Annotated in this window: 20 protein-coding genes; 15 read left to right on the plus strand and 5 right to left on the minus strand. The window is 63.4% G+C overall.

Annotated elements, in window-relative coordinates:
• The first annotated feature begins 160 nt into the window (after window positions 1-160).
• The 11 genes from BLU32_RS20010 (at window position 161) to pnp (ending at window position 12777) form a co-directional block, all read left to right on the plus strand.
• Entirely contained in the window at window positions 161-568 is a 408-nt protein-coding gene (locus tag BLU32_RS20010) for a helix-turn-helix domain-containing protein (protein ID WP_093809872.1), read from the plus strand.
• 113 nt (window positions 569-681) lie between these two features.
• Entirely contained in the window at window positions 682-1854 is a 1173-nt protein-coding gene (gene metK, locus BLU32_RS20015; protein WP_093811386.1) for a methionine adenosyltransferase, read from the plus strand.
• A gap of 77 nt (window positions 1855-1931) precedes the next feature.
• The gene (gene trmB / locus BLU32_RS20020; RefSeq protein ID WP_093809874.1) at window positions 1932-2618 is read left to right on the plus strand and encodes a tRNA (guanosine(46)-N7)-methyltransferase TrmB; all 687 of its coding nucleotides are present in this window, start codon (window positions 1932-1934) and stop codon (window positions 2616-2618) included.
• A 287-nt stretch (window positions 2619-2905) separates the two neighbouring features.
• A complete protein-coding gene (rimP, locus tag BLU32_RS20025; protein ID WP_244501886.1) occupies window positions 2906-3484 on the plus strand; it encodes a ribosome maturation factor RimP in 579 nt (192 codons plus the stop codon).
• A 116-nt stretch (window positions 3485-3600) separates the two neighbouring features.
• A complete protein-coding gene (gene nusA, locus BLU32_RS20030; RefSeq protein WP_093809878.1) occupies window positions 3601-5256 on the plus strand; it encodes a transcription termination factor NusA in 1656 nt (551 codons plus the stop codon).
• A gap of 40 nt (window positions 5257-5296) precedes the next feature.
• Complete coding sequence (locus tag BLU32_RS20035; RefSeq protein ID WP_093809880.1) at window positions 5297-5950, plus strand: RNA-binding protein; 654 nt, start codon at window positions 5297-5299, stop codon at window positions 5948-5950.
• A gap of 7 nt (window positions 5951-5957) precedes the next feature.
• A complete protein-coding gene (infB, locus tag BLU32_RS20040) occupies window positions 5958-8642 on the plus strand; it encodes a translation initiation factor IF-2 (RefSeq protein ID WP_093809882.1) in 2685 nt (894 codons plus the stop codon).
• A gap of 97 nt (window positions 8643-8739) precedes the next feature.
• Window positions 8740-9162: a 30S ribosome-binding factor RbfA gene (gene rbfA, locus BLU32_RS20045; RefSeq protein ID WP_093809884.1), complete on the plus strand. Its 423-nt coding sequence runs from the start codon at window positions 8740-8742 to the stop codon at window positions 9160-9162.
• A gap of 4 nt (window positions 9163-9166) precedes the next feature.
• Entirely contained in the window at window positions 9167-10141 is a 975-nt protein-coding gene (truB, locus tag BLU32_RS20050; RefSeq protein ID WP_093809886.1) for a tRNA pseudouridine(55) synthase TruB, read from the plus strand.
• Window positions 10142-10144: 3 nt separating this feature from the next.
• Window positions 10145-10414, plus strand: coding sequence for a 30S ribosomal protein S15 (gene rpsO, locus BLU32_RS20055; protein WP_093809888.1), 270 nt, complete (start codon window positions 10145-10147; stop codon window positions 10412-10414).
• A gap of 245 nt (window positions 10415-10659) precedes the next feature.
• Complete coding sequence (gene pnp / locus BLU32_RS20060; RefSeq protein WP_093809890.1) at window positions 10660-12777, plus strand: polyribonucleotide nucleotidyltransferase; 2118 nt, start codon at window positions 10660-10662, stop codon at window positions 12775-12777.
• Window positions 12778-12952: 175 nt separating this feature from the next.
• Here pnp and BLU32_RS20065 read toward each other — a convergent pair whose 3' ends face one another.
• Window positions 12953-15712, minus strand: coding sequence for an EAL domain-containing protein (locus BLU32_RS20065; RefSeq protein ID WP_093809892.1), 2760 nt, complete (start codon window positions 15710-15712; stop codon window positions 12953-12955).
• Entirely contained in the window at window positions 15709-16842 is a 1134-nt protein-coding gene (locus tag BLU32_RS20070) for a substrate-binding domain-containing protein (RefSeq protein WP_093809894.1), read from the minus strand. Before BLU32_RS20070 ends, BLU32_RS20065 begins: the two co-directional genes overlap by 4 nt.
• A gap of 291 nt (window positions 16843-17133) precedes the next feature.
• On the opposite strand from BLU32_RS20070, the gene dapB reads away from it, so the two are divergent.
• Both dapB and BLU32_RS20080 read left to right on the plus strand, forming a co-directional pair.
• Window positions 17134-17937 carry a 4-hydroxy-tetrahydrodipicolinate reductase gene (gene dapB, locus BLU32_RS20075; RefSeq protein WP_093811388.1) on the plus strand — a complete coding sequence of 268 codons (804 nt, stop codon included), beginning with the start codon at window positions 17134-17136 and terminating at the stop codon, window positions 17935-17937.
• A 39-nt stretch (window positions 17938-17976) separates the two neighbouring features.
• Window positions 17977-18597, plus strand: coding sequence for a 2,3-bisphosphoglycerate-dependent phosphoglycerate mutase (locus BLU32_RS20080; RefSeq protein WP_093809896.1), 621 nt, complete (start codon window positions 17977-17979; stop codon window positions 18595-18597).
• A gap of 107 nt (window positions 18598-18704) precedes the next feature.
• Here the strand turns inward: BLU32_RS20080 and BLU32_RS20085 are convergent, their stop codons facing one another.
• From BLU32_RS20085 to BLU32_RS20095, 3 genes are read right to left on the minus strand one after another with little or no spacing between them, the layout of a single operon-like run.
• On the minus strand, window positions 18705-19706 hold the full coding sequence (locus tag BLU32_RS20085) for an adenosine kinase (RefSeq protein ID WP_093809898.1): 1002 nt from the start codon (window positions 19704-19706) through the stop codon (window positions 18705-18707).
• Window positions 19707-19731: 25 nt separating this feature from the next.
• Window positions 19732-20622, minus strand: a complete 891-nt coding sequence (locus tag BLU32_RS20090; protein WP_093809900.1) for a prephenate dehydratase — start codon at window positions 20620-20622, stop codon at window positions 19732-19734.
• Between the two features lie 17 nt (window positions 20623-20639).
• A complete protein-coding gene (locus BLU32_RS20095) occupies window positions 20640-21404 on the minus strand; it encodes a 3-deoxy-manno-octulosonate cytidylyltransferase (protein ID WP_256371424.1) in 765 nt (254 codons plus the stop codon).
• 206 nt (window positions 21405-21610) lie between these two features.
• Here BLU32_RS20095 and BLU32_RS20100 point away from each other — a divergent pair, with 206 nt between their 5' ends.
• Window positions 21611-22174 (plus strand): cytochrome c family protein, encoded by a 564-nt coding sequence (locus BLU32_RS20100; RefSeq protein WP_093809902.1) that lies wholly within the window; start codon window positions 21611-21613, stop codon window positions 22172-22174.
• Between the two features lie 464 nt (window positions 22175-22638).
• Window positions 22639-24018, plus strand: coding sequence for a diguanylate cyclase (locus BLU32_RS20105; RefSeq protein WP_093809904.1), 1380 nt, complete (start codon window positions 22639-22641; stop codon window positions 24016-24018).
• The last annotated feature ends 5 nt before the right edge of the window (window positions 24019-24023 follow it).

The following is a 24023-nucleotide window of genomic DNA, read 5'->3' on the forward strand; positions in this document are numbered from 1 at the left end:
CTCGCCAAACGGGTTGTAATTGGCAAGAATGACGGGGCGACGGCTCCGGCGCCGGGGAGATCTGACGTGAATGCGGAGGCCGATGGCACTTCCGAAAAAACAAGTGAAGAACAAAGAAAAGCGGTCACAGCAACCGAACGAGCCAGAAAGAAGATCAAAAATGAACAGCAAGAAAGCACCGAATCCCATCGACGTGCATGTTGGCAGCCGGGTCCGGTTGCGCCGAATGATGCTTGGCATGAGCCAGGAAAAGCTGGGCGAGGCCCTCGGGATCACGTTTCAGCAGATCCAGAAATACGAAAAAGGCACGAACCGCATCGGCGCCAGCCGTTTGCAGCATATCGCGACCGTTCTCAAGGTTCCGGTTGCCTTTTTCTTTGAGGATGCGCCGGGAACGCCGGACGAGGCCAACGGTTTCGGCGAGGCGAAACCCGCATCCTATGTCGTCGACTTCCTGTCCTCTTCGGAAGGATTGTCCCTGAACAAGGCCTTCGTTCGCATCGAGGACGCCAAGGTGCGCCGGCGCGTGGTCGATCTCGTCCGCGCCCTCGCTGGCGACGAAGTGTGACGGAGCTGCCGCGTTCGGCTTGACGAACGCTTGCGTCCGCTGGCATGTGTCTTCAGCGGTGGCGAGGATCCTCGCCGCCGCTTGTTGTACTCTTCCCAGAAGGACGGTTGATCGTGGCGCGTCAAGAATATCTTTTTACCTCCGAATCCGTTTCCGAAGGTCACCCCGACAAGGTGTGTGACCGCATTTCCGATACGGTCGTTGATGCTTTTCTCGGTGAAATGCCGGAAGCACGCGTTGCCTGCGAAACGCTGGCAACGACCAACAAGGTCATCATCGCGGGCGAGACCCGCGGTCCGGCGACCCTGACCAATGAATACATCGCCCATCTTGCTCGCATGGCGATCAAGGACATCGGCTACGAGCAGGACGGTTTCCATTGGGAAACCTGCGACGTCGACGTTCATCTGCACGCACAGTCCCCGCACATCGCGCAGGGCGTCGATGCGGCGGAAAACAAGGACGAGGGGGCGGGCGACCAGGGCATCATGTTCGGCTATGCCTGCCGCGAGACGCCGGCCCTGATGCCGGCACCGATCTTCTATGCGCACAAGATCCTGCAACTTCTCGCCGAGGCGCGCAAGACCGGCAAGGAGCCGACGCTCGGGCCCGACGCCAAGAGCCAGGTGACCGTGCGCTACGAGAACGGCGTGCCGGTCGGCATCACCTCGGTGGTGCTGTCGACGCAGCATCTCGATCCGAACCTGTCGTCCGACGACATTCGCTCCATCGTCGAGCCCTATATCGTCACGGCGGTGCCGGGCGGATGGATCGGCAAGGACACGGTCTGGCATGTCAACCCGACGGGCGCCTTCGTCGTCGGCGGGCCCGACGGCGACTGCGGCCTGACCGGGCGCAAGATCATCGTCGACACCTATGGCGGCGCAGCGCCCCACGGCGGTGGCGCCTTCTCCGGCAAGGATCCGACAAAGGTCGACCGCTCGGCCGCCTATGCCGCGCGCTATCTGGCCAAGAACGTGGTGGCCGCAAATCTCGCCGACCGCTGCTCCATCCAGCTCTCCTACGCCATCGGCGTTGCCGAGCCGCTGTCGGTCTATGTCGACCTCTATGGCACCGGCAAGGTCGAGGAGGCGAGGCTCGAGAAGGCAATCCGCGAGGTCATGACCCTGACGCCGCGCGGCATCCGCGGGCACCTGGAGCTGAACCGGCCGATCTATGCGCGCACCGCGGCTTACGGTCACTTCGGCCGCGATCCGGAGGAGGACGGCGGCTTTTCCTGGGAAAAGATCGACCTGGTGCATGCGTTGCGCGACGCGGTTGGCTGACCCTTCGGGATCGCTCCGTTGATGAAAGACGAGGCGCGCGCCCGGTTTCGACCTCGGCGCGCGCATTGCGGACAGTCATGATAGATCACACCAAGGGTTCCTTTTTCGGTCGCCGTGTCGGCAAGCCGCTGCGCAAGGCGCGGCGCGAGATCTTCGAGGCCGGCCTGGCCAGGCTGCAGCCCGATCTTTCACACCCGGCCCCGGACGATGTGCGCGCGCTGTTTCCCGGCCGCATGTCCGATGTCTGGCTCGAGGTCGGGTTCGGCGGCGGCGAGCACCTGCTGCATGAGGCGCGCCGCCTGCCGCAGACGGGCTTTCTCGGCGTCGAGCCCTTTCTCAGCAGTCTGGCGAAGGCCGTGGCCGATATCGAGGAAGAGGGGCTGGAGAACGTGCGCGTCTATGGCGATGACGCGATAAAGCTGCTCGACTGGTTGCCCGAATCCTCGCTCGACGGTGCCTATCAGCTCTATCCCGATCCCTGGCCGAAGCGGCGACACTGGAAGCGGCGGTTCATCAACCCGGTGAACCTCGACCGCTACGCCCGTGTGCTGAAGCCGGGCGCCGTACTGCGGTTTGCAAGCGACATCGAGACCTATGTCGAGTGGACGCTGGCGCATTTGCGCGACCATCCCGCGTTTGAATGGACGGCCGGAGCCGCGTCGGACTGGCGCACACCCTGGCAGCCCTGGTCGGGGACGCGCTACGAGCAAAAGGCGATCCGCGAAGGGCGCCATGGCTGCTATCTGGAATTCCGCCGCCTGTGAATTTGCTTGCTTTCAACGCCGCCAGGCGTATTATGCAGTCACTGAATTCTCTAGCGGCTCGCATGAGCAGTCTGAGAGTGGGCCCCGCCAGGGACCCGCTCTTTTTGTTTTGGCCATGGCCCATCGGGTGTCGTGTGTGTGGACGAACCGATCCGTCTACCGCACGGCCGTTGATGCCGGATGCCGCTGATGTAACGCCGTCGTCGCGCCGGGCGCGGACGGAACGAGACGAGGCCTCTTTGCAGGACCAGAACAAGGTGCAGGATCAGGGCAAAGTGCAGGACAAGGTGCAAGACCTACATGAACCGCGGTTCGTCCGGGAGAACGGACTCGAAGCGCGGATTTCCCCTATGGTCGAACCGGCGATCGAGGACCTTGGCTTTCGGCTCGTGCGGATCAAGCTGTCCGGTCTGAACGGGCTGACGCTGCAGGTCATGGCAGAGCGTCCCGACGGCACCATGTCGGTGGAGGACTGCGAGCAGGTGAGCCGTGCGATCGCGCCGGTGCTCGACGTCGAGAATCCGATCAACCAGGAATACAATCTGGAGATCTCCTCGCCGGGCGTGGACCGTCCGCTGGTGCGGGCGGGTGACTTTTCCAACTGGACCGGTCATCTGGTGAAGCTGGAGTTGGCGGAGCCGCTCGACGGGCGGCGTCGGTTCCGCGGCGAGATCCGCGGCGTCGAGGGCGGCGAGCTGATCCTGCGACTCGAGGATCTTCCCGACGATGGCGTGCCGGATATCCGTCTGCCGTTGACCAATATGGCCGAGGCCCGGCTGATCATGACGGATGCGCTGGTCGAGGCCGCGCTGAAGGCTGAAAAGTCCGCGCGGCGCAGGGCGGCGAAAGCGGCGAAATCGGATTGAGTGACGGGCGGCTCCGGTGAGCGGGGCGGTCCGGGTGATGCGACGTGACTGCAGGCGGCAGGCGTGGTGAGTGAAGACAGCGCCGGAGTGAACCGGCGCGAGAGGAGTGGACTGAGATGGCAATCAGTGCGAACCGGCTTGAGCTGTTGCAGATCGCGGATGCGGTCGCGCGTGAAAAGTTGATCGACCGCGGCATCGTTATCGCCGCGATGGAAGATGCGATCCAGAAGGCGGCCCGGTCCCGCTATGGCTCCGAGACCGAAGTGCGCGCCGAAATCAACGGCCGCACCGGCGAGATCAAGCTGCAGCGCCTGTTGCTGGTCGTTGAGGAGCTGGACAATCCGGCCACCGAGATCCCGCTTGAGGATGCGCTTCAACGCAACCCGATGGCGCAGATCGGCGACTTTATCGCCGAGCCGCTGCCGCCGCTCGATTTTGGCCGCATCGCCGCCCAGTCGGCGAAGCAGGTGATCGTGCAGAAGGTGCGCGAAGCCGAACGCGACCATCAGTTTGACGAATTCAAGGATCGCATCGGCGAAGTCGTCAACGGCGCGGTCAAGCGGGTCGAATACGGCAACGTGGTGGTGGATCTGGGGCGCGGCGAAGCCGTGGTGCGCCGCGACGAATTGATCCCGCGCGAATTGTTCCGCACCGGCGACCGCATCCGCGCCTACATCTATGATGTGCGCCGCGAGCAGCGCGGTCCGCAGGTGTTCCTGTCGCGCACCCATCCGCAATTCATGGCGAAGCTCTTCGCCCAGGAAGTGCCGGAGATCTACGACGGCGTCATCGAGATCAAGTCGGTCGCCCGCGATCCCGGATCGCGCGCCAAGATCGCCGTGATCTCCAAGGACAGCTCAATCGACCCGGTCGGGGCCTGTGTCGGCATGCGCGGCAGCCGCGTTCAGGCGGTTGTCGGCGAACTGCAGGGCGAGAAGATCGACATCATCCCGTGGAATCCGGACGCGGCGACCTTCATCGTCAACGCGCTTCAGCCTGCGGAAGTGTCCAAGGTCGTGCTCGATGAAGATGCGCAGCGCATCGAGGTCGTCGTGCCGGACGAACAGTTGTCGCTCGCCATCGGCCGTCGCGGCCAGAACGTGCGCCTTGCCTCGCAGTTGACCGGTTGGGCCATCGACATCATGACCGAGCACGATGAATCGGAGCGGCGCCAGAAAGAGTTTGCCGACCGCACCCAGCTCTTCATGGATGCGCTGAATGTCGACGAGGTCGTCGGTCAACTGCTGGCGTCGGAAGGGTTTGCCTCGGTCGAGGAAGTGGCGTATGTCGAGCGCGATGAAGTCGCGACAATCGAGGGTTTCGACGAGGAGACCGCCGACGAGATCCAGGCGCGCGCCCGCGAGTTCCTGGAAGAGGTCGAGGCAAAACTCGACGAAGAGCGTAAGGCGCTCGGTGTCGCCGACGACCTGCGTGCGATCAACGGGGTGACGACCGCAATGATGGTCGCGCTCGGAAAGGACGAGGTTCGCAGCGTCGAGGACCTCGCCGGCTGTGCGACCGACGATCTGGTGGGCTGGACCGAACGCGCCGATGGCGAGACGGTTCGCCACGAAGGCGCGCTTGGCGGTTTCGAGGTGTCGCGTGGAGAGGCCGAGGAAATGATCATGGCGGCCCGTTTGGCTGCCGGATGGATCACCGAAGAGGACCTTCGCGTCGATGACGAGGTGCCTGCGGACGTCGAGGACGCGGGCGGCGAAGACGAAGATGCCGCAAGCGGCGTGGTAGCGACCGGGGTCGTTCACGAAGCTTGACGACGGGCGCATCCATCGGGTGCGCGACTGGGAGACGGGAGTGCCGAGGCGAAACGAACCTTTGGAGCGATGCTGTGCGTTGACCCGGGAGGTTCGTCCCGTTTCGCAACTTGTCCGGTTCGTGGCCGGGCCCGATGGCGGCATAGTTGCCGATCTTCGGCGCCGGCTGCCGGGCCGGGGAGTGTGGATCACGGCGACGCGGAAATGCATTGCCGAGGCACAGAAGAAAAGGGTTTTCGCGCGCGGGCTCAAGGACAGCACCGTGCACGTTGAAGGTGATCTGGCCGCGCAGGTCGATGCGCAGCTGGAGCGTGCGGCGTTGAATGCCGTGTCGCTGGCGCGCAAGGCCGGCGAGATCGTCTCGGGCTTTTCCAAGGTCGAGGCGGCGCTTCGTGGCTCCGATGCCGTCATTGGATTGATCCAGGCCAGCGACGGCGGTGACGATGGAACAGGAAAGCTCGCGGCGATCGCGCGGGCGCGATTTGCCGACGCCGGCGGCTGCCGGATTGTTCGGAGTTTCGAATCGACTCAATTGGATTTGGCATTGGGTCGGTCAAATGTGATACATGCTGCACTGCTTGCAGGCCGCGCAGCCAAAAACGCCCTGGACCGGATCGAGGATCTGGAGCGTTTTCGGGCCGGCTTTAATGAGGCTTCACATGGCGGTGTAAGCGATGCGGTGATCCAGGACTGAAGGCGATATGAGCGAAACGAAGAATCCCGGCGACAAGACGATTAGCGTGGAACGCAAACCCCTGGGCCTGAAGCGCTCCGGCGTGGAACAGGGAACAGTGCGTCAAAGCTTTTCCCATGGCCGTACCAAAGCGGTCGTGGTCGAGAAGAAGAAGCGCCGTGTCGTCCTGCCGGGCCAGGAAGGCAAGCCCGAGGCCGAACAGGAGCTGCCGGAAACAGCTGCGGAAAATCCGGTTGCGCCCCGCCCCGATATCGAGCGTCGTCCCGATATCGAACGCGGATCCGACAAGGCGGATGTTGCGGCGGCGCGCCGGTCCGCGTCCGGACAGCGCCCACGCGGCGGCAATATCCTGCGCACGCTGACCAATGACGAGTCCGCGGCCCGCCAGGCCGCCCTGCGCGAGGCGCAGGAGCGTGAGGTCGAGGACCGCAAGCGGCGCGAAGAAGAAGACCGTCGCCGCGCCGAGGAAGATGCCCGCCGCAAGGTCGAGGCTGCCGAACGCGCCAAGCGCGAGGCGGAAGAAGAAAAGCTGCGCGCCGAAGAGGCTGCAAAGCGTGCCGCCGAGGCGCCGGTCGACGAGGGCAAGGAAAAGGTCAGTGCCGCCGATGCCGCCGCCGCGATCGGCGCGGTCGCGCCGGCGGCTGATCTCTCGGCCCCTGCCGTGGACGAGCCGGCACGCGCCGCGCGCAAGGCGCCGGCCGCACCGCGTACTGACGACGATGCCGACGCCCGCAAGACCGTGAAGGCGGTGAAGCGCGCGAAGCCCGCCCCGGTGCGCACGCCGAGCCGGACCGGCGACGACCGCCGCAAGTCAAAGCTCACGATCACCTCCGCGACCGGCGACGGCGAAGGCCGCAACCGTTCGCTTGCCTCGCTGCGTCGCCGCCGCGAGAAGGAAAAGCGCGCCGGCCAGCAGGTGGTGCGTGAAAAGATCTCCCGCGAGGTGGTTCTGCCGGAGGCGATCACCATCCAGGATTTCGCGAACCGTATGGCGGAACGCGCCGTGGACGTGATCAAGCTGCTGATGAAGCAGGGGCAGATGCTCAAGATCAACGACGTCATCGACGCCGATACGGCGGAGCTGATTGCCGAGGAGATGGGCCATACGGTCAAGCGCGTGTCGGAATCCGACGTCGAGGAGGGGCTTTTCTCCGAGGCGGATTCGGAAGATACGCTCGAGCAACGCCCTCCCGTCGTCACCATCATGGGTCACGTCGACCACGGCAAGACATCGCTGCTCGATGCGCTGCGTCGCTCCAAGGTCGTACAGGGTGAGGCCGGTGGCATCACCCAGCATATCGGTGCCTATCAGGTTGAGCTCGACGGCAACAAGATCACCTTCATCGATACGCCCGGCCATGCGGCGTTCACGCAGATGCGTGCTCGCGGTGCCAAGGCGACTGATATCGTGATCCTGGTGGTCGCCGCCGACGACGGCGTCATGCCGCAGACGAAGGAAGCCATCGCCCACGCCAAGGCGGCCAATGTGCCGATCATCGTTGCGATCAACAAGATGGACAAACCGTCTGCGGATCCCCAGCGCGTGCGCACCGAGCTTCTTCAGGACGAGATCGTCGTGGAATCGATGGGCGGCGACGTCATCGAGGTCGAGGTGTCCGCGCTCAAGGAGATGAATCTCGACAAGCTGCTGGAGATGATCCTGCTGCAGTCGGAAGTCCTTGAACTCAAGGCAAACCCGAACCGCACGGCTGAAGGCATCGTCATTGAGGCGCAGCTCGACAAGGGCCGTGGCCCGGTTGCGACCGTCCTCGTCCAGAAGGGCACGCTCAAGGTTGGCGACATCCTCGTCGCCGGTTCCGAGTGGGGCCGCGTTCGCGCCATGCTCGACGAGGAAAGCCAGCAGGTAAAGGAAGCCGGCCCCTCCAAGCCGGTCGAGGTCCTGGGCTTCCAGGGCACGCCGGAGGCCGGCGACATGGTCGCCGTGGTCGAAAACGAGGCCCGTGCCCGCGAGATCGTCGAATACCGTCAGCGCCAGAAGCGCGAGAAGGCATCCGTCGTGGCAACCGGATCGCGCGGCTCGCTCGAGCAGATGATGAACCGCCTGCAGGAATCCGGTCACCAGGAGTTTCCGCTTCTGATCAAGGGCGACGTGCAGGGTTCCGTCGAGGCGATCGGCGGGGCTTTGGACAAGCTCGGCACGGACGAGGTGAAAGCCCGCATCCTGCACGCCGGCGTTGGCGGCATCACGGAAAGCGACGTGACGCTCGCGGCCGCTTCTGGTGCGCCGATCATCGGCTTCAACGTGCGTGCCAACAAGCAGGCCCGCGACGCGGCCGAGCGCGAAGGCATCGAGATCCGCTACTACAACATCATCTACAATCTGGTGGATGACGTGAAGGCGGCCATGTCGGGCCTTCTGTCGCCGGAACGCCGCGAGACGTTCCTTGGCAATGCGGAGATCCTGGAGATCTTCAACATCACCAAGGTCGGCAAGGTTGCCGGTTGCCGCGTGACCGAGGGCACCGTCGAGCGTGGCGCGGAAGTCCGCCTCATTCGCGACGATGTCGTCATTCACGAGGGCAAGCTTGGAACGCTGAAGCGCTTCAAGGACGAGGTGAAGGTCGTTCAGTCGGGCCAGGAGTGCGGCATGAACTTCGAGAACTATCAGGACATGCGCCCCGGAGACGTGATCGAGTGTTACCGGGTCGAAGAGGTGGCTCGCACGCTGTAGAGCAGGCCGAAGACCAATGTGATCGCCGGCGGGCCCGCCCGCCGGCGCTTCGCGTTTCCGGTTTGCATCCCCGTGCCCCCGACGTTTGGACAGGATCATGGCCTCATCGAACAGGACTTCCGCTCGCATGCCGTCGCAACGGCAATTGCGCGTCGGCGAACTCGTGCGCAAGGAAGTCTCCGACATTCTCACGCGCGGCACATTGGCCGATCCGGTGCTTGACGGGACGATCATCTCCGTTCCGGAAGTGCGCATGACGCCGGACCTGCGTCTCGCGAGCTGTCTGGTCATGCCGCTGGGCGGCCGCGATGCCGACAAGGTGGTCGAGGCGCTCAACCGCGCGGCCAAGACGATCCGGCGCGACCTCGCCAGGCGCATGACGATGAAGTATCTGCCCGACCTGCGCTTCGTGCTCGACACCCGCTTCGATGATGACGACCGCATCACCAACCTCTTGAACAGCCGGGATGTGCGCCGCGACATCGATCACGACGACGGCGATTCCGGGGACGACAGATAGTCGCATGTCGCGTCGCAAGAAAACCAACCGCAACCGCATCGACGGCTGGCTCGTGCTCGACAAACCCGTCGGCCTGACCTCCAACGATGCGCTCACCCGGCTGAAGCGTCTCCTGCACCCGCAAAAGGTTGGGCACGCCGGCACGCTGGATCCGCTGGCGTCCGGCTGCCTGCCGATCGCCTTTGGCGAAGCGACCAAGACCGTCTCCTTCGCAATGGACGGGCGCAAGGTCTACCGCTTCACGGTGCGCTGGGGGATTGCGACAGAGACCGACGACACCGAGGGTGCCGTGCGCGAGACCAGCGACGTCCGGCCCGCGCCGAATGACATTCTCGAGGTATTGCCGGAGTTTACCGGCATCGTCTCACAGGTGCCGCCGGTCTATTCCGCGATCAAGGTGGAGGGTGCGCGCGCCTACGATCTGGCCCGCGGCGGCGCCGAGGTGGAGCTTGCCGCGCGTGACATCACCGTGCATCGGCTCGATCTGGTCGAGTGTCCGGACGCCGACCACGCCACCTTCGAGGCGGAATGCGGGAAGGGTACCTATGTGCGCGCGCTTGCCCGCGATCTGGGCCATCGGCTCGGCAGCTGCGGTCATGTGACAGCGCTGCGCCGCCTTCTCGTCGGACCCTTTGGCGAAGACGACATGATTCCGCTGGAAACTCTTGAGGACTTGGGGCAGTGTGCGCCCGGCGAAGGCCTCGACGAGGCCCATGCGTCTGTAATTCTGCCTGTAGCGACCGCGCTGGACGACATCCCGGCGCTGGCCGTCTCCCGGCAGGATGCCGCCCGCCTCAGACGAGGCCAGGGCGTTTTGCTGCGCGGACGTGACGCGCCGCTGTTCAAGGGCCTCGTGTCCGTCACGTCTCTTGGAGAGCTCGTGGCGATCGGGGAAGTCGAGCGCGGCGAATTGTTGCCGAAACGCGTTTTCAATCTCGTGGCGGAGGATCCCGCTGCGACCAGTCTCGAAAGGACCTGACCGATGTCGATTACCGCCGAACGCAAAGCGGAACTCATCAAGGAATACGGGATCAAGGAAGGGGACACCGGATCTGCCGATGTGCAGGTCGCCGTCCTGACCGAGCGGATCGTGAACCTGACCGACCACTTCAAGACCCACGGCAAGGACAATCATTCCCGCCGCGGTCTCCTGAAGATGGTCAGCCTGCGCCGGTCGCTTCTCGATTATGTCAAGAAGACCGACGAGCCGCGTTACCAGGCGCTGATCAAGCGTCTCGGCCTGCGCCGCTGACGAAACGATAAGCGCGGTACCTTGCAAGGGGTGCCGCGTTTTCGTTGATACAAGATGCGACGGTCATGGGGCAGGATAGCAAGAGGTTCGATTGTGCGATGCATCGCTCGAACCTCTTGCTGTCTTGCCCGTGACGCGTCCTGACGGAGACGCGGGGCACGAAGCTTCCGCGTTCCATTGATACAGAACGTTCCGCGTGCCGCCGTGTGGGTGGCACCGCGGGTGACCGAAAGCTAGGATAAATCATGTTTGATATTCATCGTGTGGAAGTCGACTGGGGCGGACGCCCGCTGACACTGGAAACGGGCAAGGTCGCCCGCCAGGCAGACGGGGCCGTGCTTGCGACCTACGGCGAGACCAAGGTGCTCGCCACCGTCGTAGCCGCCAAGGAGCCGCGCCCGGGTCAGGACTTTTTCCCGCTCACCGTGAACTACCAGGAAAAGACCTTTGCCGCCGGCAAGATTCCCGGTGGCTTCTTCAAGCGCGAAGGCCGTCCGTCCGAACACGAGACGCTGACATCGCGTCTTATCGACCGTCCGATCCGCCCGCTCTTCGTCGACGGCTTCAAGTGCGACACGCAGGTGATCCTCACCGTCCTGTCGCATGACATGGAGAACGCGCCGGACATTCTCGCCATGGTCGCGGCCTCCGCCGCCCTGACGATTTCCGGCATTCCCTTCATGGGACCGATCGGCGGGGCGCGCATTGGCTACATCAACGGCGAATACGTGCTCAACCCCTATATCGACGACATGCCGGAGTCGGAACTCGACCTGATCGTGGCCGGCACCGGCGATGCGGTTTTGATGGTTGAATCGGAAGCCAAGGAGCTGTCCGAGGATCTGATGCTTGGCGCCGTGATGTTCGGCCACCGCAATCTCCAGCCGGTGATCGACGCGATCATAAAGCTGGCCGAGACCGCTGCACGCCAGCCGCGCGAGCTGAATCTGCCCGATCACAGCGATCTGGCCGGTCGCGTGAAGGCGATGGCGTCCAACGACCTGGTCGCCGCCTACGCGATCCGCGAAAAGACCGCGCGCAAGAACGCTATCGACGCCGTCAAGGCCAAGGTGCTTGAGACGCTGACGGCCGAAGCCGGCGACGACGGCATCGACAAGGTGGTTGTCGGCGGGCTGTTCAAGGGGCTGGAAGCCTCGATCGTGCGTGGCGCGATCCTCGACAACGGCGAGCGTATCGACGGCCGCGATCTCAAGACGGTCCGTCCGATCGTCTCCGAGGCGGGCATCCTTCCGCGCACACACGGATCGGCGCTGTTCACCCGCGGCGAGACCCAGGCGCTCGTGGTTGCCACGCTCGGCACCAACGACGACGAGCAGTTCGTCGACGCCCTTGAGGGCACCTACAAGTCGACCTTCATGCTGCACTACAACTTCCCGCCCTACTCGGTCGGCGAAACGGGCCGCATGGGCTCCCCGGGTCGCCGCGAGATCGGTCACGGCAAGCTGGCATGGCGTGCGGTGCATCCGCTTCTTCCCGCGCATCACGAGTTCCCCTACACGCTTCGCGTCGTCTCGGAAGTGACGGAATCCAACGGCTCCTCTTCGATGGCGACCGTTTGCGGCACCTCGCTGGCGCTGATGGATGCCGGTGTGCCGCTGAAGGCGCCGGTGGCCGGTATCGCCATGGGCTTGATCAAGGAAGGCGACAAGTTTGCCGTCCTGTCCGACATTCTCGGCGACGAGGATCACCTCGGCGACATGGACTTCAAGGTGGCCGGCACCGAAAAGGGCGTCACATCCTTGCAGATGGACATCAAGATCGACGGTATCACCGAGGAAATCATGAAGGTTGCGCTGGATCAGGCCCGTGACGGCCGCGTCCACATTCTTGGCGAGATGGGCAGCGCGCTTTCCGAGGCTCGTGCAGAGCTCGGCGAACACGCTCCGCGCATCGAGGTGTTGAAGATCCCGGTGGACAAGATCCGTGAAGTGATCGGGTCGGGCGGCAAGGTGATCCGCGAGATCGTCGAAAAGACCGGCGCGAAGGTCAACATCGAGGACGACGGCACGGTCAAGATCGCGTCTGCCGACGGCAAGGCGATCAAGGCTGCGATCAACTGGATCAACTCAATTGCGGCCGAGCCGGAAGTGGGCGTGATCTACGAAGGCCGCGTCGTCAAGACCGTGGACTTCGGCGCCTTCGTCAACTTCTTCGGGGCCAAGGACGGGCTTGTTCATATCTCGCAGCTCGCCCCCCAGAAGGTCGCCAAGACCACCGATGTGGTCAAGGAAGGCGACAAGGTCTGGGTCAAGCTCATGGGCTTTGACGAGCGTGGCAAGGTTCGCCTGTCGATGAAGGTCGTCGATCAGGACACCGGCAAGGAACTCGAAGCCGACGCGTAAGCGGGCTTTGTTCGCCGGTTGCGATTGTCGCGGCCGGCGAGAGATATCGAAAAAGCCGGGCATTCAGCCCGGCTTTTTTGTTCCGGTTTCCGGATACGCGGCCGGCGGGATGCGACCGGGGCTTTGCGCATGGGCGTCATGCCTCATGCCTTGGGCAAGGGCCGGGGCCGGATCGTCAGGCGATGCCGCCCATGAGGGCCCTCTTTTCGACTCCGCGGTTCAGTAAGTCGATAAAGTCTTCTCCAGGCATCGGGCGCCCAAGATAATAGCCTTGGATGCTCGTGCAGCCGAGCGACTGCAAAAGCCGGCACTGGCCTTCACTCTCCGCACCTTCCGCGATGACCTTGATGTCGAGCCGCGCGGCCATGACCACGATCGCCTCGATGAGGGCGCGGTCGTTGCTGTTCGTTTCCAGATCGCGCACGAAGGTGCGGTCGATCTTCAGCGTGTCGATGGGAAACCGCTTGAGATTGCTCAGCGACGAGTAGCCCGTTCCGAAATCATCGAGTGAAAGGCGCACGCCAAGGTTCTTCATCGCGTGAAGGGTTTCGATCGGATCGGAGGCGGTTTCATCGAACATCACGTTTTCTGTGATTTCAAGATGAAGGCTTTCTGCCGGCATGCCTGTGCTGGCGAGGGTGCCGCGCACCAGGTCGACGAAGTTGTCGTCGCGGCACTGGCGGGGAGACACGTTGACGCTGATCATGGGCAATGTCAGGCCGCGCGCCACGCATTCCTGGTGGAACCGGCAGGCCTCCTCCAGCACCCAGGCTCCCAGCGGGACGATCAGGCCGGTGTCTTCCGCAATTGGAATGAATTCGGCCGGGGAATAGCTTCCCGTCTCGGCATCGTTCCAGCGCACCAGCGCCTCGCAGCCCAGGATGGTGTTGAGCTCCACGTCGACCACGGGCTGATAGTGCAGGCTCAGTCCCTTCTTCTCGAGCGTTCGACGCAGGGCGCCTTCGATCTCCATGGTGCGGGCGATGTGGTCGTTCATCTGGCCGGAGAAGAAGCGCAGCTTGTTCCCGCCATCGGCCTTGGCATGATACATCGCGGTATCGGCCTGACGCAGCAGCGTTTCATCATTGTCGCCGTCATTGGGCGATACGGTCACGCCGATGCTGGCTGTCGTGAACACTTCCAGGCCACTTCCGACAAGCACCGGTTTGGCGACGGCCTTCAGGATCCGTGCCGTGCGCAGTTCCGCGTCCCAGACACTGCGCACCTCGGTCAAGATGATGCCGAATTCGTCGCCACCGAGCCGGGCTACGCTGTCATTGTCGTCCAGAACGGCGGTGATGCGCGTCGCCGTTGCCTTGATCAGTTCGTCGCCGGCATTGTGACCGAGGCTGTCGTTGACGTTCTTGAAGCGGTCGAGATCGAGGAAGAGCAGCGCCACGAGACCACCGCCCCATTGGGCACGGGCAACCGACTGCACCAGCCGGTCCCGAAACAGGTTGCGGTTCGCAAGGCCGGTCAGACTGTCGAAATTCGCCTGGCGAATGATCAGCTCTTCCTGGCGCTTGCGCTCGGAGATATCCGCGATGGTGACATAGAATGCGGTTTCGCGGTGCCAGAGGATCGGCCGTACATGCAACTCGGCCCAAAGGCGGCTGCCATCCTTGCACAATCCACGCGCTTCATAGACGGAAGGGACTGACACGCCGGCGCGCCGGGCCTTGTAATAGGAAAGCAGGCGCTGATGCTCCTCGGGCGCAAAAAGCGTTAACCCTGCCGCGCCGATCAGTTCATTGCGTGCATCGGCACTCTCATAGCCAAGGATATCAAGCAGCGCGTCGTTGACGTAGAGGATCTTGTGGTTGGCAATAATGCTGACGCCATGCATGGAGCCGTCGATCAGACCGCGAAACTGCGCATCGGTCTCCTTGAGGTCGCGAAAGGCGTCCTGCAGGGCCGTGCCGAGCTTGTTGAATTCTTTTACTTTCCCCGGATGATAGGTCATATCGGGGCCACTCTGGCGGACCTGTTTGGCATAGGACATGAGGCGCTGCAGCGCAGGGCTGGTGACACGGTGCAATGCGTAGGCGGCCAGCAGCGACCCGGCGATCACATAGAGCAGGAATGGAGCAAAGAGATCCTTGTATGTGGAGTGGATGTTTTTGATGGTTTCGCCTTGCCGGCCCGTGAGAACATAGGTTGGTACGCCGGAGACGTCCGCGCGCAGGGCGCTGCGAATGTATAGCCGATCGCCGATCAGTGTATGGTTCTGCTCCACGAGCGCGTTCGCGATCCGATCCGGATCGACCGCCTGACGGATATCGCCGACGGCGGCGATGATCTTATCGTGCGAGACAATCGCAAGGCTTTCCGCATCCAGGACATGCGACAGATCGCCGAGCAGTGAGATGCTGTCGTTGAGCACGAACCCGCCGACGACATGACCGAGCACACGGCCATCGCCGGCGTCCACAATCGGGATGGATTCCGCCGCAAGCAGGGTGAGTTCGCCGTTCAGGAAGCCGGAATGCATCTGCCAGATTCCGGTTGGCATTATTGCCCGCTGCGCGGCCGGCAGGATTCCCGTGATGTCGAACAGGGAAAAGCCGGCATCGACCCAGTCGGGCGTCCCTTCCCGGTCGATGAAAAGCAGCTCCAGCCGCCCGCCCATCGGGTGGCGGGCCGTCTCTTCAAGCACCTCTTTGAGTGCCGATGTATCCCCCGTGCGCACCGCCATCTGCAATGCACGGTTCTCGGCAAGCGAGCGCAGGAAGGTATCAAGCCGGCTCAACGACTGGGCGAACACGAGATTTGCGAGCGTGCTTTCCTTTTCGGCAAAGCGCCGCAACTCGCGATCGGCAATCGACAGGCTGCCGATGTAGCTTATGGAAAACAGAGCGGCCGATGTCGTCAGCAAGGCCACAGCAAACAGGCCAAGCACGAACCGGTTGAAGCTGAACGTCCGCCCTTTGATCATTGCGAATAGCGAAACGCGTGGCGTTTAAGGGCTTCGATTCTCTCCGTGTCGTGATCCTGTGTGACGAGCGTAAACTCGCCGGAATATACCAGCGGCACATCGCCCGGACGATCCTGTTGATCGAGTGCGATCGCCTCTGCCATGGCGACGCCATTGTCGTCGTTCATGCGCATCACCGTGAAGGCGAGGCGACCCTTGGCGATCTCCTCCAGTTCCTGGCCGCCGCCGCCCCAGCCGTTGGTTCGCACCTTGCCGCGCAACCCGAGGCTGTCGATCGCATCGATCACGCCGAGCGCGATATCGGTGGAACAGGAGTAGATGAAGTCGACTTCGGGATTGCTTGCGAGAAGGGAAAGGGTTGCCGAGCGCGCTTTTTCACGGTTGAAACCGACATAGTAGGATGCGGCGAGATTCTTTTCCGGACGCTTGGCCAAGGCCATGCGGAAGCTGTCGCCCCGCGCACTGCTGACGTAGCCGGGAGGGCCGTAGAGAATAGCAAAGTCCTGCAAGTCGGCGTTTTCTTCGCCCAGGATATGGTCGATCAGCAGCCTTGTCCCCTCGCTGTGGTCGAAGCCGACATAGAAGAACGGCTGCGCCTTTCGCCAGCTGCGAAGCGGCGTGGTGATGTTTTGCAGGATGACTTTGGGCCCGCGCCCGGAGATGAGCTGTTCAACGATCACGCGATGGCGGAAGGCGTCGAGCGTGAAGACGAGATAGTCGGGGTCTCGCGTCAGGGCTTCCGCAATTAACCGTGCCTGCTGGCGGATCTCGTTTCCAGGCCGCGTGAAGTGCGAATCGATCTCATGCGGAACGCCGATCTCCTGGAGCCGCGATTGGAGGGAAACGACACTGCGACGCCAGTAATCGGACGCTTGCACGCCGGGGTAGATTACGACGATGCGCAACGGTCGCGAGAATGCGGACGGCTGTTCTTCGGCGGGTTCGGCGACCCGTTTCGCAAAGCGTTTCGCGACGATGGCCTCGCGCGGGTGGAGCTCATGGAATTCCCGGAGCGTCCAGTAGTCGCCCGACGTGGTTTCGTCGGCGACCGCTTCTCCAAACAGCACGAGCGGAAGGAGAAGCAGAGGCAGGAAGAGATGCTTTGGATCGCAAATAATTTTTATTGTCATGCTGCAAGTCCAAGCTTTGACTTTTATCGTCAAGACTTTGAATGATCCTATGCGTCGATTCAAGCATCATTCTCTCATTGAGGAATCATAAATGACGGCATTCCTCCCGGGGTTGAATGCCGAGGATTTTTCCGTCGCGTATATTGCAAGAGTTAAGGGGTGTGCGGGGGCTCCCTTTTCTTCCAGGCGCCCGATCCGTCGCCGGCTTGGCGGCAGGGTTCCCGTTGCGCAGATCGATCAAGCTGGTATACCGCCAGCGAACACTGACGGGAGTGACGGATCATGCCGAATATGCATCTTGCCGTGGTCGGGGCAGGGGGCCGGATGGGCGGCGCCCTGATCCGCGCAATCGCCGATCTGGATGGCGTAGAGCTGTGCGGCGCGGTCGAGCGTTCCGGTGCGCCGGCGCTCGGCCAGGACGCCGGCGTTCTGGCCGGCCTCCAGCCGCTCGGCATTCCCGTCACCGACGATGCACTTTCGGTTTTTGCCAGGGCCGATGGCGTTCTCGACTTCACCGCTCCGGCTGCGACACGTGCATTTGCGGAGCTCGCCGCCCAGGCGCGCTGCGTTCATGTCATCGGCACCACCGGCATGAGTGAGGAAGATGTCGCTGCGATCCGGCCGGCTGCCCGTCATGCGCGGATCGTCAAGTCGGGCAATATGAGCCTCGGCGTCAACCTGCTGGCGGCGCTGGTGCGCCGCGCGGCGGCCGCGCTCGACGAGGACTTCGACATCGAAGTCCTGGAGATGCATCACCGCCACAAGGTGGATGCGCCGTCCGGAACGGCACTGCTTCTGGGCGAGGCGGCGGCGGACGCGCGCGGGGTCGATCTCGGTGAGCGATCGGTGCGGGTGCGCGACGGGATCACCGGCGAGCGGCCGCGCGGCGACATCGGATTTGCGACGTTGCGCGGCGGGTCGGTCATCGGCGATCACAGCGTGCTCTTTGCCGGCCCGCTGGAGACAGTGACGCTCTCGCATCACGCCCAGGACCGGCAGATCTTCGCGCGCGGCGCCATCAAGGCGGCTCTTTGGGCCCGCGACAAGGCGCCCGGGCTCTATTCGATGGACGATGTGCTCGGCCTGTCTGACTGACTGAACCCAAATCTTCCTGAATTCTAGGAGACCTCACCCATGGACCATCTTCTCGTGCTCGTCCGTCACGGCCAAAGCGACTGGAACCTCAAGAACCTGTTCACGGGCTGGAAGGATCCGGACTTGACCGGGAAAGGCGTTGACGAGGCGCGTGCGGCCGGGCGCAAGCTCAAGGACATGAAGCTCGACTTTGATGTCGCCTATACCTCGGATCTGTCGCGCGCGCAGCGCACGCTGGCGCTGATCCTTGAGCAACTCGGTCACGAGGATCTGGAGACGGTCCGGGACGAGAGGCTCAATGAACGCGACTATGGCGACCTGACCGGCATGAACAAGGACGAGGCGCGCGAGCGTTTCGGCGAGGAACAGGTGCACATCTGGCGCCGTTCCTTCGACGTGCCGCCGCCGGGTGGCGAAAGCCTCAAGATGACGGCCGAGCGCGTCCTGCCCTATTACCACAACGAGATCCTGCCGCAGGTGCTTTCCGGCAAGCGCGTGATCGTCGCTGCCCACGGCAATTCACTGCGCGCGCTGGTGATGGAGCTTGAGGGACTGACACCGGAGGAGATCCTTCAGCGGGAACTGGCGACGGGCGCGCCGATCGTCTATCGCCTGACGGACGAGGGCAACGTGGCGTCCGTTCAGGATCTTGCCGACTGACTCAGCATGAGCCAGCCGGTCGATTGAATCAAAAACCCCGGTGCAGCATGATCCGCCGCACCGGGGTTTTTCGTTTCGCAGCCGGCACCGCGCGCCGGGTGGCAGGATCAGATCGCGAAGCCCTGCTGCTCGGCGACCTGGCGCAGCGAGCGCTCGGGGCGCGCGCCGACATGGCGAATGACCTCGGCCGCACACAGGCATCCGAGCTCCGCCGACATGCGATGATCGTAATCGCGCGACAGCCCGAGCAGGAAACCGGCCGCGAACAGATCGCCCGCGCCCGTCAGGTCCACCACGTCGTCGATCTTTTCCGCGCCGACCTGAACGGTCTTCTCGCGCGTGATCGCCATGGCGCCCTTTTCGCCGAGCGTCAGGGCCGTCAGCGGGCAATCGTTGCGCACGCTGGTGATCGCCGTGTCGAGATCCGCGGTTTCGTAGAGTGCCTTGAGTTCGTGTTCGTTGGCGAAGAGAACATCGATCGTCCCGTCGCGCATCATCTGCAGGAACTCGCCGCGATAGCGGTCGACGCAGAAGCTGTCCGACAGCGTCAGGCTGACCTTGCGGTGATTGGCGTGGGCAATCTCCGCCGCCTTGAGGAAGGCTGCCTTCGCGGCGGGCGGATCCCAGAGATAGCCTTCCATATAGGTGATCGCCGATGCCGCGACGGTCTCGGGCTCGATGTCGCTTTCGGACAGTTCCACGCAGGCGCCGAGAAAGGTGTTCATGGTGCGCTCGCCATCCGGCGTGATCAGGATCATGGACCGTGCGGTGGGCGGACCCTCGACGAGGGCGGGCGTTTCGAAATGCACGCCGGTGCCGCGCATGTCATGGCGATAGGCGGTGCCGAGTTCATCCTCGTGCACTTTTCCGAAATAGGCGGTCTGCCCTCCGAGTGCCGCGATGCCGGCCGCCGTGTTTCCGGCGCTTCCGCCCGAAATGCGGGTTGTCTGCCCCATTCTTTCGTAGAGACGCACCGCCTCTTTGGTGTCGATCAGGCGCATGGACCCCTTGACCAGATTTTCCTGGACGAGGAAATCTTCCTCGACATGGGAAAAGACATCGCAAATGGCGTTGCCGATGCACAGGGCGTCATAGCTGCGGCGTGTCATGTGATGGCGTGTCCTTGCTGTTCGTTCAGATTCCAGGTGTCGGGCGAAGGGCCCTGTTTGCTTCCGGTTCGCGGATCTTGTCGCGAAACGGGTCGGCGCGGTAGACGCCGAGCAGTTTCAGCTCGGCGCAAAAGAATTCGAGTTCCTCGAGCGCCAGCGACACGGAGCGGTCGTCCGGGTGGCCTTCCACGTCGGCATAGAACATCGATGCGAAGAACTGACCCTCAAGCTGATAGGATTCAAGCTTGGTCATGTTCACGCCGTTGGTCGCAAACCCGCCGAGCGCCTTGTAGAGCGCGGCCGGCACGTTGCGCACGCGAAACACGAAGGTGGTGATCACCGTCGGCCCGTTGTTGGCTGCGCGCAGCGGCTCGCGCGACAGGATCAGGAAGCGCGTCGTGTTGTGAGCCGCGTCTTCCACGTCCCGGCGCAGGATTTCAAGCCCATAGGCTTCCGCCGCCATTTCCGGCGCGAGCGCGGCCGCGTTCCGGTTCCCGGCCTGTGCGACGATGCGCGCGGAGCCGGCCGTGTCTGCACCCACGATGGTCTGCAGGCCAAGCTCCCGGATGACGTTGCGGCATTGACCGAGCGCCATCACATGGCTCTGGACGCTCTTCAGGTCCTCGATCCTGGTGCCGGGCAACGCCATCAGCTGAAACCGGATCGGCAGGAAATACTCCCCGATGATCTGGAGCGAGGAGCGCGGCAGCAGGTGGTGAATGTCGGCCACCCGTCCGGCGACCGAATTTTCCACCGGGATCATGCCCAGTTCCGCTTCCCCGCCTTCGATCGCGGTGAAGCAATCCTCGAAGGTGTCGCAGGGGATCGGCTCGAAGTCCGGATAGACATTGCGGCAGGCCGTATGCGAATTGGCGCCGTATTCGCCCTGAAAGACGATCTTCTTGTTTGCAGTCATCGACGGTGAACCAAGGATCAAGAGGAAAGGGAGCGCCGGTGGCGGACAGCGGCGCGTACGGCCTCAAGGTCCTCCGGCGTGTTGACGTCCATCGGGGCGCTGTCGACGAGGCTGACATCGATGCGCATGCCCGCTTCAAGTGCCCGCAGTTGTTCCAGGCTTTCCCGGATTTCCAGAGGCGAGGGCGACAGGCCGACAAAGCGGGCGAGTGCCGAGCGGCGGTAGGCGTAGATGCCCAGGTGTTGAAACAGGGGGCCGGGTCCGCTCGGCGCAGTCGCACGCGTGAAATACAGCGCGCGCAGCCGGCGGTCGCCGACCCGGGTTCCCACCGTCTTGACGAAACCGGGATCGTCGCGCTTTGCGGCATTGCGGATTTCGGTGGCGATCGTTCCGATATCGACGGCCTCGTCCTCGAGCGGATCGAACGCGGCGCGGATCGCCTCCGGCTCGATCATCGGGACGTCACCCTGCAGGTTGAGCACGACATCGAAGGTCTTTTGCGGATCCGCGGCCTCGGCGGCCGCATGAACCCGATCCGATCCGCTGGCAAGCGACGGGTCGGTCAGGATCGCGCGCCCTCCGGCCGCCTCCACCACGGCCACGATGCGCGTGTCGTCGCAGGCGACGATAACGGGGCCGATATCTGCGGCTCGTGCCTGTTCCAGGACGTGTACGATCATAGGCCGGCCCTCGATGTCCGCCAGCGGCTTGTCGGGCAGCCGCGTGGAGGCCATCCGGGCCGGTATCACGACGAGAGCGGGATGCGGCACGTCCCGGGTCACGGGCGATCCGCGCGCCCGGCGCGGGCCGGTGTTTTGCAAGGAAGTGATGATGCGATGTTTTGTATCATGGATTGCCCTTTTAAACCTATGGACACGAGCGTCAAAAACTTTGTAGTTTCCGGCGACTTTTTCACCACGCGCGGGGTTGCGCGGGGGGAGGCGCAGATGCGCCCCCCGGGCAACCGATGGAGTTGGAGCCAGCGGGAATGAATTCTGCCAAGCTAAACACGATTGCCGGCGCCGTCCTGTTCGTCCTTCTCGTGACGATGGGTCTCGGCATTCTGTCCGATATCATTTTCGCCTCGGACGACCCTGACAAGCCCGGATACGAGATCGTCATCGCCGACACCGGATCGGAAGACGTCACCGAGGGCGAGGTGATGGAGCCGGAGGTCGAGCCCATCGGACTGCGTCTGGCCAACGCCTCCGCCGAGGACGGCGAGAAGCTGGTTCGCGCCTGCGCATCCTGCCACGACTTCTCCAAGGGGGGGCCCAACAAGGTCGGTCCGGAGCTTTGGGGCGTTGTCGGGCGACACCCGGGCTCGGTCGAGGACTTCCGGTATTCCGGTGCGATGCAGGAGTATGGGGAGAACACCGAGGCCTGGGCCTACGAAAACCTCGATGTCTTCCTGACCGCGCCCAAGCAACTCGTGCCAGGCACATCGATGGGCTATGCCGGAATGCGCAAGCCCGGGGATCGCGCGGATCTGATTGCCTATCTGCGGACGTTGTCGGACGATCCGATGCCGCTGCCGGAGGCTGCCGAGTAACACGGACGCAATTGAGGGTTTGGAAGGCCGGGTCCGTCCCGGCCTTTTTCTTGGCGCCGGCGTGACCGGTGTCCCGCGGTCTTCACATCCCTTGTCTTTGTAACGCAGGGTAAGGGGCTGCGATCATTGATGGCTTTGGTCGCCAAACATGCGTTTTACCGGATCGTTTAACTGATTTTATCCCCGGGCTTACAAGAGCGCGCTGTGTTTTCCATGATAATTCGTCTATAAAGCTTACCGTGGCAGGGTATGATTTTGGGGGGTGAACCTATTCCAAGCAATGGATTGGTTTTCTCTGTGACGCGGAACGCATGGGGGCAACATGCGCCGCAAGGGCAGGGGGCACGGCGCGTTGCGCTCCATGCGCCCGCACGCGCAACACCTGCTGTTGCGTGGCCGTCCGCCATTGCCGTTTTGTCCCCCCTCCCTGGCGCCTCGCCCGGAGCGGATGAGGAGATTTTGCTGTGACCCGGGATATCGAGATCCCTCACAGCCGGATCCGGGATCGCCTGATCGTGATCGGCGTGGTCGTGGTTGTCGCCGTTCTCGGGCTGACCCTTACCCGCTATGTCGCCGACCTCTTGCAGCAGCGGGCGGGAGAGCAGCAGAAATCCGAAACCCTGGCCCGGCTCTCGGGAGTCCGCGCCCGTCTTGAAGGCGAGGTCAGCGCGACGATCTACATCACCCAGGGGCTTGTCAGCTATGCCGCGATCAACCAGGGCGTGACCCAAAAAGAGTTCGATCGCTTCGCTCGCGAGATGGCCACTTCCGACCGTGCCATCATCGCGGTGGCGCTCGCTCCCGACAACGTCGTTCGCTATATCCATCCCCTCGCCGGAAACGAACGCGTGATCGGGCTGGATTACGCCAAGAACGAAGCCCAGTGGCCGGTTGTCAAGCGGGTCATGGAAGAGCGGCGAACGGTCGTCGCCGGACCGGTGGATCTTGTCCAGGGGGGGCGTGGATTGATCGCCCGTTCTCCAATCCTGTTGCCGGGGGCGGATGGAGAGACGGGCCGGGATCGCCACTACTGGGGTGTCGCTTCAGTGGTTGTGGACACCGACACGCTGTTCGATCAGGCCGGCATCAGGCGCGAGGCAGGCGGCTACAGCTTCGCGTTGCGCGGCGTCGACGGGCTCGGCGCCGCCGGCGACATGATCATGGGCGATCCAGCGCTTTTCGAGGACGCAGCAGTCACGCTCCCGGTCAATCTTCCGAACGGGCAATGGCAACTTGCCGGGCGCCCGGTCGACGGGTGGGTGCATGCGTCGTCGGAAAGCCGGTTTGCCAAATTGGCGGGGGCCGGGACCACCGTGATCTTTGCGATTCTGTCCGCGCTTCTTGTGCATGCGCAACAGCGCGCCCGGGCCATGGCGCTGCATGATGATCTGACGGGATTGCCGAACCGCAGGCTGCTGGTCGACCGAATGGAACAGCTTGCCGCGTTGAGCGAGCGCACGGGCATCGGATTTCAGGTGTTTTTCATCGATCTGAACGGCTTCAAGCCGATCAACGATACATTCGGGCACGCCGTGGGCGATATGGTGCTGCGGTCGATCGGCGACCGGCTGCGCGAGGAAACCCGGGATTCCGACACGATCGCGCGCATTGGCGGCGACGAGTTCGTGGTTGTCGTGCCGGGACTGATCCTGCAGCGCAGCAGCGCCAACATCGCCGACCGTCTCCGGCAGAGTTTCGAAGAACCGGTGCGGGTGGGCGAACACGTGATTGCCATACAGGTGAGCGTCGGCTGGGCGACCTATCCGGAGGATGCGACGAATATCTCGGAAATCCTCGCACTCGCCGATCAGCGCATGTACCGCGACAAGGAGACAGCGGCATGAGCCGG

The sequence above is a fragment of the Stappia sp. ES.058 genome (assembly GCF_900105595.1).
Taxonomy (GTDB): domain Bacteria; phylum Pseudomonadota; class Alphaproteobacteria; order Rhizobiales; family Stappiaceae; genus Stappia.